The 13,671-nt window shown below is 43.8% G+C and carries 10 protein-coding genes and 1 tRNA gene; 5 read left to right on the forward strand and 6 right to left on the reverse strand.

The window, feature by feature from the left end:
• Positions 1–480: 480 nt before the first annotated feature.
• Positions 481–1,737, reverse strand: a complete 1,257-nt coding sequence (locus BSR11_RS10655) for a cyclic di-GMP phosphodiesterase (RefSeq protein ID WP_072670611.1) — start codon at positions 1,735–1,737, stop codon at positions 481–483.
• Positions 1,738–1,920: 183 nt separating this feature from the next.
• Positions 1,921–2,005, reverse strand: a tRNA-Leu gene (locus BSR11_RS10660).
• Between the two features lie 188 nt (positions 2,006–2,193).
• Here BSR11_RS10660 and BSR11_RS10665 point away from each other — a divergent pair.
• Complete coding sequence (locus BSR11_RS10665) at positions 2,194–2,670, forward strand: RDD family protein (RefSeq protein WP_072670374.1); 477 nt, start codon at positions 2,194–2,196, stop codon at positions 2,668–2,670.
• Positions 2,671–2,773: 103 nt separating this feature from the next.
• Here the strand turns inward: BSR11_RS10665 and lptG are convergent, their stop codons facing one another.
• Together lptG and lptF are read right to left on the reverse strand one after the other, a co-directional pair.
• Positions 2,774–3,844, reverse strand: coding sequence for an LPS export ABC transporter permease LptG (gene lptG, locus BSR11_RS10670; RefSeq protein WP_072670375.1), 1,071 nt, complete (start codon positions 3,842–3,844; stop codon positions 2,774–2,776).
• Positions 3,845–3,847: 3 nt separating this feature from the next.
• Positions 3,848–4,951 (reverse strand): LPS export ABC transporter permease LptF, encoded by a 1,104-nt coding sequence (gene lptF, locus BSR11_RS10675; RefSeq protein WP_072670376.1) that lies wholly within the window; start codon positions 4,949–4,951, stop codon positions 3,848–3,850.
• A gap of 192 nt (positions 4,952–5,143) precedes the next feature.
• Between lptF and pepA the strand changes: the two genes are divergently transcribed.
• The 3 genes from pepA to BSR11_RS10690 all read left to right on the forward strand — a co-directional run bounded on the left by pepA (position 5,144) and on the right by BSR11_RS10690 (position 10,110).
• Complete coding sequence (pepA, locus tag BSR11_RS10680; RefSeq protein ID WP_004394608.1) at positions 5,144–6,652, forward strand: leucyl aminopeptidase; 1,509 nt, start codon at positions 5,144–5,146, stop codon at positions 6,650–6,652.
• A 55-nt stretch (positions 6,653–6,707) separates the two neighbouring features.
• The gene (locus tag BSR11_RS10685) at positions 6,708–7,157 is read left to right on the forward strand and encodes a DNA polymerase III subunit chi (protein ID WP_072670377.1); all 450 of its coding nucleotides are present in this window, start codon (positions 6,708–6,710) and stop codon (positions 7,155–7,157) included.
• A gap of 94 nt (positions 7,158–7,251) precedes the next feature.
• A complete protein-coding gene (locus BSR11_RS10690; RefSeq protein WP_072670378.1) occupies positions 7,252–10,110 on the forward strand; it encodes a valine--tRNA ligase in 2,859 nt (952 codons plus the stop codon).
• A gap of 62 nt (positions 10,111–10,172) precedes the next feature.
• On the opposite strand, the gene BSR11_RS10695 is transcribed toward BSR11_RS10690, so the two are convergent.
• Both BSR11_RS10695 and BSR11_RS10700 read right to left on the reverse strand, forming a co-directional pair.
• Positions 10,173–11,135 carry a D-2-hydroxyacid dehydrogenase gene (locus BSR11_RS10695; RefSeq protein WP_072670379.1) on the reverse strand — a complete coding sequence of 321 codons (963 nt, stop codon included), beginning with the start codon at positions 11,133–11,135 and terminating at the stop codon, positions 10,173–10,175.
• A 66-nt stretch (positions 11,136–11,201) separates the two neighbouring features.
• Positions 11,202–11,939, reverse strand: coding sequence for a pseudouridine synthase (locus tag BSR11_RS10700; protein WP_072670380.1), 738 nt, complete (start codon positions 11,937–11,939; stop codon positions 11,202–11,204).
• A gap of 450 nt (positions 11,940–12,389) precedes the next feature.
• On the opposite strand from BSR11_RS10700, the gene BSR11_RS10705 reads away from it, so the two are divergent.
• On the forward strand, positions 12,390–13,661 hold the full coding sequence (locus BSR11_RS10705) for an NRAMP family divalent metal transporter (protein ID WP_072670381.1): 1,272 nt from the start codon (positions 12,390–12,392) through the stop codon (positions 13,659–13,661).
• Positions 13,662–13,671: the final 10 nt, after the last annotated feature.

Here is a 13,671-nt window from a genome sequence, read left to right on the forward strand (position 1 = left end):
GTAATTCAAAGCTATTATCGTTCCAACAGAACGATAATGAATTGACTATGCCGATAGTGCTAAAAGCGCTATCAATTGGTCACTCAGTTCATTGATACCGAAGTGCTTATTGCTAAGCATTTTGATTATCATCAACGAGTGCCCACACAGATTGATTGGTTTAAATTGTTAAAGAGCGTTGCTTGCGAGGCTCACTGAGCTTCGAAGCGGAGGTGAATTCTAGCGAGTTAATTTGAAGAGTCAAACACTTTTTCAAATTTTCTTTTTTAGAAGCTTTCCCTCAACCAACACTGCCTGAAGCCTTGTGGCGTCTGCCGTGTCAGTGAGGGCGCATTATAGGGAGTTCGATTGACTTGGCAAGTGTAAATTTTAGATTTTTTCGAAAAAAAACACCGTTTGCGCAAATAACCAGCAAACCATTATTTACCTACCACTTATCATCAGATAGCCAACATATTACCCACATTCACCTGTGGATAACTAGTCATCACTATCAAAGAAATAGGAAATTCGCGCCCTTGGATTTAAGTAATCACGAATCTTATCAGGAAGCTTATTTGGCAAAATTGCACTAAGGATTTTTATCTCTTTATCAGCAAGATCAATAATCGGTGCTTGTGTTCTAGGGACCGAGGGATCATAAATCAATACATTCGGGGATAATAGCTGCTTAGCATTGACGGATATCACCAAGCCAATAGCATTATTCGATAATTGAACTACCGTACCCGGTGGGTACACCCCCATAAATTTAACTAAAATACTTAAGTTTTCTTGGTTATAGAGATGCTTGGCATTTTTATATAGATAAGAGAGAGCGATATAAGGAATTTTTTGCTCGCTAGCAATCGCAGGATGACAAAGATTATCAAATGCATTCGCAACCGAAATGACTTGAGTTAACTCATCAATATCGGCTTCTTTAAGACCCTTGGGATACCCAGAACCATCGCTTAACTCATGGTGCTGCTCAATAACAATTTTTGCGCTTTCCGGGAAAGCGTCAAAATTACTCACCATTTCTAAGCCATATTTTGTGTGTAACTTAAGATAATTTTTTTCTGGTTCAGTGAGTGGCGTCGTTTTACGCACGATTGCACTCGGCACTCTTATTTTACCAATATCGTGAAATAGTGCCGCAAAGGCTATTTGTTTGATTTGTAACTCAGAGAGTCCTTTAGCTTTAGCGATCATCATTGAGATCACCGAAACATTCAGTGAATGAAAATAGATATCTTCAAATTCACTCTTACTATTCATTAGATGCAAAGTAACATTTTCATCACTCAATAATTTATCAACGATCTCTTCTACTAAGGCGCTAGCTTCATCAATAGCATCAGTCGGGCGGCTACGAATTTTATTCATAATCGCTCGCATCCGCGCTAAAGAACGCTCGAACTCTTTTTCACACTCTAATACCTGACGACGATAACAATTGAGTTTCTCTATCCGTTGTTCTTTCTCCTGCCAGAGTTTATCCGCCTGTTCATCAAGATTCGTCGGTTCTGCTACTGTTTGAGGCTCACTATCGAGAGGTAAAGGCGATGTATCACTTTGTGCGGGATTTAAGAAGACATGCTGTATACCCAAATGCTTAATCAACTGAATTTGTTCAACAGACTGAATTTTAAAGCTATTGAATAAAAAAGGATGCTCATTCCATTTCACTGGTAAGCGAATATGTAAACCTGGCTGCAATCTATCGACGGTAATCTTTATGCTTGTACTTGCCACGATCAGGACCAACAAAATAGGATTTTTGTCTAGTGTAGGAGATAGACGTGGCAAAATCACGCTCAGTACTCGGTAACTGTGCTTACGGTTAACATATTAGCGGCATGAAATTGAAAATATTGATGTGGTTGGTTCAGAAACAACAAAGCCCCGACTTTCGTCGAGGCTTTGTTGTATAAATTATGGTACCGATGGGCGGACTTGAACCGCCACTCCCGAAGGAAACGGATTTTGAATCCGTCGTGTCTACCAATTTCACCACATCGGCATCTAGGCTGTTGCCATCTGATGTCGGGCATTATACGTAAGAACGACGGTAGCGCAATAACAAAATATTGAAAAACAAATCGTTTGCTGAATATTTCGCCACAAGTCCCCTTCTTTTTCTGACTCTCTTTTCAGGATAGTAAACTGTCGATATGCTGATAGTCATTCATCTCCTTTATACAGACTACTATGAATAAGACCTCGCCCTTACTGTCAGCTGGATTTTTTCGCCGATTGACCGCACTACTCTATGATTCATTGATTGTTGTTTTTCTATTGTTTGTAGCGGGCGGCATGATCATGGTGATATTAGAGGCCTTAGTCACGATTGGTTTTCTAAGCTATGGTCCTTATCAAAATGTCAGCCAATTTTTAACTCGTCATCCCACTGTCAGTCCAGCCTATACCTTGTATTTGGCTACCATTTGGATTTACTTTTTTGTTTATTGTTGGACCAAGCACGGGCAAACCCTAGGCATGAAAGCATCGAAGATCCTGGTCCGTAATCAAGACGGTAGCTTAATCACTACCACACAAGCTCTTATTCGGCTTGCAACCGCAGGGTTAGGATTAGGGAACTTAACGGTACTGATTGACCCACAAAAACGCAGTTTTCAAGATATATGGGCTAAAACAGAAGTGGTTGTGGTCAGTCAATCTCGTTGAAACGTATAACCAAACGACGTTGAGCTGTAGAAAGGAAAGGTATCTTGCTCGAAAATAATAGGAGGGGAGATAAATCATCTCCCCTCCTATTATTGGTTTCATTCTACAACTTACGACGTAATAACATAACGGCAATACTAAGAAAGACTAGACTAGGTGCAATCGCGCCAAAAACAGGTGGAAAACCGTAAACTAAACTTAATGGACCAAAAAATTCACTGGAAATGTAAAAAGTGAAACCCGCAATCACTCCAGAAAGAATTCTTGCTCCCATAGTTACGCTGCGCAGTGGACCAAAAATAAATGACAGTGCCATCAACATCATCACACCGATTGAGAACGGTTGCGTCAATTTTCGCCATAAAGCTAATTCATAACGAGAGGCATCTTGCTCAGAGGCTTTCAAATAATGCACATAATCATAAAGGCCACTTAAGGCGAGCTCTTCAGGCTTAACAGTCACAACAGCTAATTTATCGGGTGCTAAAGCCGTACGCCATTGGTAGACATCTAAATACTGTTTGGTCAGAACCACATTATCTTGTAAATCGGTGATCTGAACTTGCTTCATTAACCAATGGTTGTCACCTAAATAATCCACCTGCTCAGCAAATACCACATGACGAAGCTGTTTTTGCTCATCAAAACGCCACATATTCAAACCATAGAGACGCTCATTATCAATCTTCGCGACAAAGATAAAATCATTGGCGTCTCTGGCCCATACACCTGTCCTTACAGAAAGGATATTACCACCAGAGGTTGCAAAAGCTCGCATATCACGAGCCATTTTTTGAGCTTGAGGGGCGCCCCATTCACCCAGTAAAGTAACAATAATCATTAAGGGAATCGCGGTTTTGAGCACCGATAAACCGATATCTAATTTAGAAAAGCCAGAGGCTTGCATCACCACTAATTCTGAACTGGCGGCTAGGGCTCCCAAACCGATAAGCGCACCCAGTAGCGCCGCCATTGGAAAAAACATTTCCACATCGCGCGGTACACTTAACAGTACAAAAAACAAAGCTTGCAAAAGATCATAGCTGCCATCGCCAACTTTTCTTAACTGCTCAACATATTTAATAATGCCGGACAAGCCCACGAAGGTCACTAGGACAAGACTTGTGGTAGCAATAATGGTTCGCCCGATATACCAATCTAAAATTTTAAACACGAATTAGGCCACCTTGCGCTTTGGTCTGAATTTGTCTTTTATCTTTCTTACCCATACGCTATCCAAGGTATTTGCAATAATCGCAGCAAATAATAGGGCAGCGTTGATGGGCCACATGCCAATTTCAATCGGAATCGTTCCATCTTCTAAAGCAGATTTCATGGCGCTGATGGTTAAGAAATAAGTTAAATAAATCAAAATGGCAGGACCCATTTTGGCAAATCGTCCCTGCCTCGGATTGACTGCCGACAGTGGCACCACCAACATCGTCAGTAGTGGAATACACAACACCAATGAAATACGCCATTGCAGCTCTGCTTGCGCACGCGGATCCGGATTCCGAATCAAAGCTAAAGTCGGCGTCTCTTGCCAATCACGTCCTTTAGCCTTGACCGAGCGTTGACCAATGAGACCTTCGTATTGATCAAAACGCGTGATCATATAGTCTAATCGCGTCGGAACTCCTTCATAACGAACCCCATTATGCATAGTGATCATCTGTCGCCCATCACTCAACTCTTTGACTTCGCCAGAATCAGAAAACATCACGCTAGGTAAAATCGATTGACGAGGGGCAAGCTGTGCGACAAAAACATTCTGTAACTTTCTATTTTCGATGTTATCAATAAAAACTACTGATGAACCATCTGGCGAACGCTGAAATTGACCTTTTTGTAATAAATCAACGCTACTTTCAGCCGCTAACTGTTCAATGAGTTGAGCTTCTTTATCTTGGCTCCATGGCGATAACCAAAAAGCATTAAAAGCCGCGGCACTTGAGGTAATGATCGCTAAGTAAAGCGCGGCGCGGATCAGAAACTTATTTCCGATACCCGTTGCGTTCATTACAGTGATTTCGCTTTCTGCGTACAAGCGACCAAAGGTCAGCAGAATACCGATGTATAAGCTCAGCGGCAGCATGAGCAATCCCATCGCTGGCATATTTAACGCGACGATTGATAGGATCATTCGCGCAGGAATTTCACCATCCGAAGCATCAGCGAGAACACGAATGAATTTTTGGCTCAAAAACACTAAAAACAGTACGAAAAAGATCGCAAACTGGCTCTTTAATGTCTCTCGGATCAAATATCTAACAATAATCACGCTGAAATAACCTATGCAAAACTTGTTTTTTTGATTGAATCACTATAATTTCCCGTTGAACCTTTTATTTTTTTAAAATTTCGCTATCTGTTAGAACACCTAAACTATAGGTCGATCCATTAACGGATTCATCAAGTAAGAATGCATTATCTAACATTTAGTTCTATTTGTCTTTAGGATGTAGGAGTACGCATGGAGTTCAGTGTTAAAAGTGGTAGCCCAGAAAAACAACGCAGTGCATGCATTGTGGTGGGGGTTTTTGAACCACGCCGACTTTCTCCAGTAGCAGAACAACTTGATAAAATCAGTGATGGCTACATCAGTTCACTACTGCGTCGCGGTGATCTAGAAGGAAAACCGGGCCAGATGCTGCTGTTGCATCAAGTTCCGGGAGTCTTATCTGAACGAGTATTACTGGTTGGTTGTGGTAAAGAGCGTGAACTGGGTGAACGTCAATATAAAGAGATCATCCAAAAAACCATTAGCACTCTTAACGAAACTGGCTCAATGGAAGCTGTATGCTTCTTAACTGAGTTACACGTTAAAGGCCGCGACACCTACTGGAAAGTTCGTCAAGCCGTAGAAGCAACCAAAGATGGTTTGTATACCTTTGATCAATTTAAAAGTGTTAAGCCAGAAACTCGTCGCCCACTGCGTAAGCTGGTATTTAATGTTCCAACTCGCCGAGAATTAAGCTTAGGTGAACGAGCCATCAACCATGGTTTAGCCATTGCTTCTGGTGTGAAAGCCAGTAAAGATCTTGGTAATATGCCACCGAATATCGCCAACCCAGCCTATTTGGCCTCTCAAGCCCGTCGTTTAGCGGACGATTATCCGACCATCACCACCAAAATCATTGGTGAAGAAGAGATGGAAAAACTCGGTATGACGTCTTACTTAGCGGTAGGCCGAGGTTCGAAAAATGAATCCATGATGTCGGTGATCGAATATAAAGGACACGCAGACCCAACAGCAAAACCGATTGTGCTGGTTGGTAAAGGCTTAACCTTTGATTCAGGCGGTATCTCACTCAAACCAGGCGAAGCCATGGATGAGATGAAATACGACATGTGTGGCGCAGCTTCAGTGTTCGGTGCAATGAAAGCATTAGCCAAGCTGAATCTACCCATTAATGTGGTGGGTATTTTGGCGGGTTGTGAAAATATGCCCGGCAGTAATGCCTATCGCCCAGGCGATATCCTTACCACCATGTCAGGCCAAACCGTTGAAGTATTGAATACCGATGCTGAAGGGCGATTAGTACTGTGTGATGCTCTGACTTATGTTGAGCGTTTTGAACCCGATTGCGTCATTGATGTCGCAACCTTAACGGGAGCTTGCGTCATTGCTCTTGGTCATCACATCAGTGCCGTTATGTCGAACCATAACCCTCTAGCTCATGAGTTGATCAACGCCTCTGAGCAATCGAGTGATCGTGCTTGGCGTTTACCGTTAGCAGATGAATATCATGAGCAATTAAAGAGCCCGTTTGCTGATATGGCGAATATCGGCGGTCGTCCAGGTGGTGCCATCACCGCAGGATGTTTCTTATCGAAGTTTACCAAGAAATATAATTGGGCACATATTGATGTGGCTGGTACAGCTTGGAAATCGGGTGCCGCCAAAGGTTCGACTGGACGTCCAGTCTCGATGTTAGTGCAATTTCTCCTCAATCGTAGTGGCCACGATAGCGAGGAATAAACCTCAAAAAAGGGCCAAACGGCCCTTTTTTATTGCAATCAATGTGAGGTAACCAATGGCAACCGCAACCTTTTATTTAATTGCTAATGATAGCCCTCAAGCAACCATTACAGGGTTTGAGCACTATATTGTTTACCTAGCACACCATTTTGCTCGACAAGGTGCCAAGGTGTACGTGCATTGCCAAGATAAACGTCATGCAGAACAGTTAGCGGAACGCTTTTGGCAAGTTGAGCCCACTCAGTTTATCGCTCATAACCTGATCGGTGAAGGTCCCAAATATGGAACTCCGATTGAAATTGGCTATCAAGGAGTGAAGCCAACCTACAATCGCCAATTGGTAATAAATCTGGCCGATAATCATACAACCTTTGCGAACGCCTTTAGAGAGGTGGTAGACTTCGTCCCCTGCGAAGAAAAAACCAAGCAGCTGGCACGTGAACGATATAAAATCTATCGTCAAGCAGGCTATCAGTTACAAACGATCGAGCTACAGCATCCGTAGGTCAAACCTTATAGTTAAGGCGATCTTGACCAAGATCCTTCACTTATGAAGTTTGACTAAGATTAACCATTCACAGTATCCATTTAAGAGCACTATGGAAAAGACATATAACCCAACAGCAATCGAACAAGCTCTCTATCAGACTTGGGAAGAGAACGGCTACTTTAAGCCACACGGTGACACCTCAAAGCCAGCGTACAGCATTATGATTCCGCCACCGAACGTCACTGGTAGCCTTCATATGGGTCACGCTTTCCAAGATACCATCATGGATACTTTGATCCGTTGCGAACGTATGAAAGGTAAAAATACCTTATGGCAAGTCGGAACAGACCACGCTGGTATCGCCACCCAAATGGTTGTTGAACGCAAAATTGCTGCTGAAGAAGGCAAAACGAAGCACGATTATGGTCGTGAAGCGTTTATCGACAAAATTTGGGAGTGGAAGGCTGAATCTGGCGGTACGATTACTCAACAGTTACGTCGCCTAGGGGCCTCAGTTGATTGGGACCGTGAACGCTTTACCATGGATGAAGGTTTATCAAATGCCGTGCAAGAGGTCTTTGTTCGTTTGTATGAAGATGATTTGATCTATCGTGGCAAACGTCTGGTTAACTGGGATCCAAAACTGCACACCGCGATTTCCGATCTTGAAGTTGAAAATAAAGATATCAAAGGCCACATGTGGCACTTCCGCTACCCGTTAGCCGATGGTATTACAACCGCGGACGGTAAAGATTACATCGTCGTCGCCACCACTCGTCCTGAAACTATGCTCGGTGATACTGGTGTCGCGGTTAACCCTGAAGATCCTCGTTACCAAGCATTGATCGGTAAAGAAATCCTACTCCCTATCGTTAATCGCCGCATTCCTATCGTTGCCGATGAGCACGCCGATATGGAAAAAGGCACGGGTTGTGTAAAAATCACCCCGGCTCACGACTTCAATGACTACGAAGTGGGTAAACGCCATCAATTACCGATGATCAACATTCTCACCTTTGATGCCAACATTCGTGATGCCGCCGAAGTGTTTAATAGTAATGGTGAATCAAGTGATGTGTACAGCAGTGAACTTCCAGAAAAATACCACGGTATGGAGCGTTTTGCCGCACGCAAGGCAATCGTTGCAGAATTTACTGAACTGGGCTTACTGGATGAAATCAAAGATCACGATCTGACCGTACCGTATGGTGATCGTGGTGGTGTCGTGATTGAACCGATGCTGACCGATCAATGGTATGTGCGCACTGCTCCGTTAGCAAAAACAGCGGTCGAAGCCGTAGAAAACGGTGACATTCAGTTTGTTCCTAAGCAGTACGAAAACATGTACTTCTCTTGGATGCGCGACGTACAAGATTGGTGTATTTCTCGTCAGCTCTGGTGGGGACATCGTATTCCGGCTTGGTATGATAATGATGGCAACGTTTATGTCGGTCGTGATGAACAAGAAGTGCGTACTAAACACAACCTTGCGCCAGTCGTGGTGCTTAAGCAAGATAACGATGTGTTAGATACGTGGTTCTCCTCTGCCCTCTGGACGTTTGGTACTCAAGGCTGGCCAGAAAATACCGATGCACTAAAAACCTTCCATCCATCGGATGTGTTGGTGACAGGCTTTGACATTATTTTCTTCTGGGTAGCACGGATGATCATGATGACCATGCATTTCTGTAAAGATGAGCATGGCAAACCTCAAGTCCCATTTAAAACCGTTTATGTCACCGGCCTTATCCGTGATGAAAATGGCGATAAAATGTCAAAATCGAAAGGTAACGTCCTTGATCCTATCGATATGATCGACGGTATCGATCTTGAGTCATTAGTTGAGAAACGTTGTGGCAACATGATGCAGCCTCAACTTGCCGCTAAAATCGAGAAAAACACGCGTAAAACGTTTGAAAACGGTATCGAACCTTATGGAACCGACGCACTGCGCTTCACTCTAGCAGCCATGGCTTCAACTGGTCGTGATATTAATTGGGATATGAAACGCTTAGAGGGCTACCGCAACTTCTGTAATAAGTTGTGGAATGCCAGCCGTTACGTGTTGATGAATACCGAAGAGCAAGACTGTGGCTTTATTGCTGGTGAGATCGAGTACTCACTGGCCGACAAGTGGATTGAATCCCAGTTTGAACTAGCAGCTAAAGAGTTTAACAACCATATCAATAACTTCCGATTAGATATGGCTGCAAATACCTTATACGAGTTTATCTGGAACCAATTCTGTGACTGGTATCTAGAGCTAACCAAACCCATTCTTTGGAAAGGGTCTGAAGCTCAGCAACGCGGTACGCGTCGCACCCTTATTACCGTTCTCGAAAAAACACTGCGTTTGGCTCACCCGGTGATCCCTTATATTACCGAAACCATCTGGCAAAGCATCAAGCCTCTGGTTGACGGGGTTGAGGGCGAGACCATCATGCTGCAAGCACTGCCTCAATATAATCCAGAAAACTTTAATCAAAAGGCACTGGATGATATTGAATGGGTAAAAGCCTTTATTACCAGTATTCGTAACCTACGTGCTGAGTATGATATCAATCCGGGTAAACCTTTATCGGTAATGTTGAAAGTTGCTAATGAAGAAGATGCCGCGCGCGTTGAAACCAATAAACCTGTGCTGATTTCTCTCGCCAAACTTGAGTCCGTACGAGTGATTGAAAGCAATGAAGTTACGCCAGCTTGCGCTACCGCACTGGTCGGCAAATCGGAATTGATGATCCCGATGGCAGGATTGATTGATAAACAAGCCGAACTTGAGCGTCTAGCGAAAGAAATCGCCAAAACCGAAGGCGAAATCAAGCGTATTGAAGGCAAGTTGAGCAATCAAGGTTTTATTGCCAAAGCCCCAGAAGCGGTGGTTGCTGTCGAGCGTGACAAACTCAATGGCTATCAAGAAACCCTGGTGAAGTTAATCGAACAAAAAGCCACTATCAGCGCTTTATAAATTTCATCTTTACCTAATAAGAAAGGCAGCAATAAAGCTGCCTTTCTCTTTATAACCTGCAACTAAACCAACCTATTTTGCGACTTTCCAGCAATAAATGCCTCGATATTCGCGATTAGTATCGTCACCAGACGTTGAATGGCACTATCGCTTCCCCAAGCAACATGTGGCGTGAGTAATAAATTCGGTAAGTCCATATTGGCAATCAGTGGATTTCCCATGTCAGCAGGCTCTTGAGTAAACACATCCACTCCAGCTCCAGCAATACGACGTTGCTTTAACACATCCACCAGAGCCACTTCATCAATTAATCCTCCTCGACCAGTATTAATAACCAGCGCATTCGGTTTCATTAACGCCAACTCTGGCTGACTGATTAAATGGGTGGTCGCTGCCGTTAAAGGGCAATGCAGTGTTAATACATCAGCCGTCGTTAATACCTGCTCAAAATGAACATACCCTTCACGGCAAGACTCAGCACCTTTGTGTTCTGCAAAGACCACTTGCATCCCTAATGCTTGAGCTAGGGCAGCCGTTGCTTTGCCGAGCGATCCACCACCAATAATACCCATCACACTACCGGCAATATCACCAATCGGATGAGTAAAGAAACAAAACTGCTTATTGCGTTGCCACTCTCCAGCAGCAATATCTTGATGATACCCAAAGAGATTGCGTCTTAAGGCAAACATCATCGCAATGACATGTTCAGGTACCGATTGAGTGGCATAGCCCTGCACATTACACACTGCAATATTCAGATCGCGACACGCCGGTAAATCAACATTATTCGTGCCCGTAGCAGAAATCGCGACCAACTTGAGTTTCGGCAGTTGAGCCAGTATCTCGCGAGTGAGTACCACTTTATTAGTGATCACGATATCAGCGTCACCGATGCGCTCAAGCACCTGCTCAGGAGTCGTAAAATCATACTCTCGCCACTGGTGAGCAACGCTCAGATCGGGAAGATCAATATGACGAGGGATCGTCGCTCGATCCAAAAACACAATGTTAAGTAATGACATAAACCACTCCCTATAAAATCACTTTAATCGCACATTGATTACTTCGCTGAGTCTCGTTCAATCACATTAAGGACGAGGCAGAGTTTTATAATCCGGTAGTTTTCTTTCTGGATCAAAATGATCCAAGATCACCGCCTCAGCTTCGGGATAGAAATCACACGGTACAAAAATGGTGCGCAGCCAATGACTGCGTGGATGATAAAAGCTGAGTTCTGCAGCGTGCAGGGCTAATCGATCAGAAAAGGCTAATGCCTCCGGAGAAGCATAAAACTCGTCACCGACTATCGGATGCCCAATCGCTAACATATGTACTCGTAACTGATGAGAACGCCCAGTGACAGGAAACAAACGAACAATCGTTGTCTGATCCTCTTGCTTAACCACCTGATACAAGGTTTTCGATGCTTTACCGTGCTCAAAACAGACTTTTTGTCGCGGACGATTCGGCCAATCGCAGATTAATGGTAAATCAACTTCACCTTGCTGCTGCTCAAGCTTGCCCCATACTCGCGCATAGTAGACTTTATGGGTTAATCGATACTGAAACTGCTTTTTCAGCGCCGCTTCCATGTATTTATTCTTAGCAAACAGCATTAAACCTGAGGTCGACATATCTAAACGATGCACGACTTGGATTTCCGAATGCTCAGCCACCAAGCGACTCCACATACTGTCATAGTGCTCAATGTGTTTGCCGGGCACAGAGAGTAATCCTGACGGTTTATTGACCGCCAAAATATACTCATCTTCATACACCACATCTATCCACGGATCGGTGGGGGGATGGTATTCAATCATCGCCATTATTATTGTCTCATCAGGAAAAAACGCCGCATTATATACTTAAATAGGGTCAAGTTGCAGATTGATGGTAAGAGGGATGATCGGCGCTTTATGCATCGCTTGTGCTTAGTAGCCCTACCGAAAACGTAACTAAAAGTTGACAGAATATTAACCTGTGATATTGATACGATATATTGACATAAGATCAATAAGTCATATGCCAAAATCACTTGGAGTGACAGGTAAGCGGCAAGTGGGTTCATCACCACAATCATAGCCAGACTATCTGATTGAGGTGAACCAACGTAGCCAACACCGCTGCAGCTTCAAGTAGGAAGGGGATAGTGACTATGACCATAACAATAAATCAAACACAACTATCAATCATACCTCTGGCATTGAAGATTGCTCAATCATGGCCTAAAACCAAGTGACCGCAAACGTAAGTCAAAGGTAGAAAAAGGATCGAGAATGGAAAACAGTGTCCCTTATTCAAACACCGAAAAACTCAGGTTAAAACAATTAGTTCGCTCACTTGGTCCGGGGATCATGATGGCTGCAGCGGCAGTCGGAGGCTCCCATCTTGTCGCTTCCACTCAAGCTGGCGCAATTTATGGCTGGCAATTAGCGGCATTGATTTTACTGGTGAATTTATTCAAATACCCTTTCTTTAAAGCAGGTGTTCAATACACCATGGGAACCGGAGAAAGTCTCGTTGAAGGTTACGCTAAGCTAGGAAAAACCTACCTGTGGGGATTCACTCTCTTAAGTATTTTCTCCGCGATTGTTAATACGGCTGCGTTACTGTTATTCAGTGCCAGTTTACTGGGTTACTTCATCCCATTTGAAATAGCGACCAGCGTACTTAGCGGCCTCATTTTAGTGACTTGTTTGATTATTTTGATCGCAGGGCACTACAAAGCTTTGGATGTTCTCTCCAAAACCATCATGGCAGTGCTCACCCTAGCGACTCTCACTGCGGTCTTCATTGCCGCGACTGGGCCCGCCCCATTAACCGTTGTCAGCGAAACGCCCTCACCTTGGACATTCGCTGCAATCGGTTTTATCGTCGTGACAATGGGCTGGATGCCGGCACCAATTGAAATTTCGAGCTTAACCTCAATGTGGCTAAAGAGTCAGCGCCGCCAACAAAATGTGACTGCACAATCGGCACTGTTTGATTTCAATGTCGGCTATATTGGTACAGCCTTACTCGCTATTGTATTTCTTGCACTGGGCAGTTTGGTGCTACACGGTACAGGGGTTGAGCTAGCACAATCAGGCATTGGATTTTCTCATCAACTGGTCGGTTTGTACGCTTCCACCATTGGTGAATGGTCGCGCTATTTGATTGCTGTTATCGCCTTTTTCTGTATTTTTGGCAGCACAATTACGGTGATTGATGGCTATTCACGTGTCATTGCCGAAGCACAGCGTTTACTGCAACATAAAACTCACGCTTCACCTCGTTTGTTTCAAACATGGCTGTTTATCGTTTCAGCGCTGGCGTTGGCCATCATTGTCTTTTGGGCGTTTGCCTTGATGCCAATGCTCAACTTTGCCATGGTGATGGCATTTATGACCACGCCATTTTTTGCCCTACTCAATTACATATTAGTCACTAAGACCCCTTTACCAGCCGAATTAGCACTTGGTAAAAAAACGCGAGCGTTATCGATCGTGGGATTGATTTATCTCTTCGGTTTCTTAGCGCTGTTTATTTGGTGGAAATGGCTAGTCTAATCGTGAAAGC

Origin of the sequence: Vibrio injensis (genome assembly GCF_001895205.1) — a bacterium.
Lineage (GTDB): Bacteria > Pseudomonadota > Gammaproteobacteria > Enterobacterales > Vibrionaceae > Vibrio > Vibrio injensis.

What these genes read in the sequence shown, in the direction of transcription:
- BSR11_RS10665 (WP_072670374.1), top strand. Translation starts at nt 2,194, where the DNA reads ATGAATAAGACCTCGCCCTTACTGTCAGCTGGATTTTTTCGCCGATTG.
- pepA (WP_004394608.1), top strand. Translation starts at nt 5,144, where the DNA reads ATGGAGTTCAGTGTTAAAAGTGGTAGCCCAGAAAAACAACGCAGTGCA.
- BSR11_RS10685 (WP_072670377.1), top strand. Translation starts at nt 6,708, where the DNA reads ATGGCAACCGCAACCTTTTATTTAATTGCTAATGATAGCCCTCAAGCA.
- BSR11_RS10690 (WP_072670378.1), top strand. Translation starts at nt 7,252, where the DNA reads ATGGAAAAGACATATAACCCAACAGCAATCGAACAAGCTCTCTATCAG.
- BSR11_RS10695 (WP_072670379.1), bottom strand. Translation starts at nt 11,135, where the DNA reads ATGTCATTACTTAACATTGTGTTTTTGGATCGAGCGACGATCCCTCGT.
- BSR11_RS10700 (WP_072670380.1), bottom strand. Translation starts at nt 11,939, where the DNA reads ATGGCGATGATTGAATACCATCCCCCCACCGATCCGTGGATAGATGTG.
- BSR11_RS10705 (WP_072670381.1), top strand. Translation starts at nt 12,390, where the DNA reads ATGGAAAACAGTGTCCCTTATTCAAACACCGAAAAACTCAGGTTAAAA.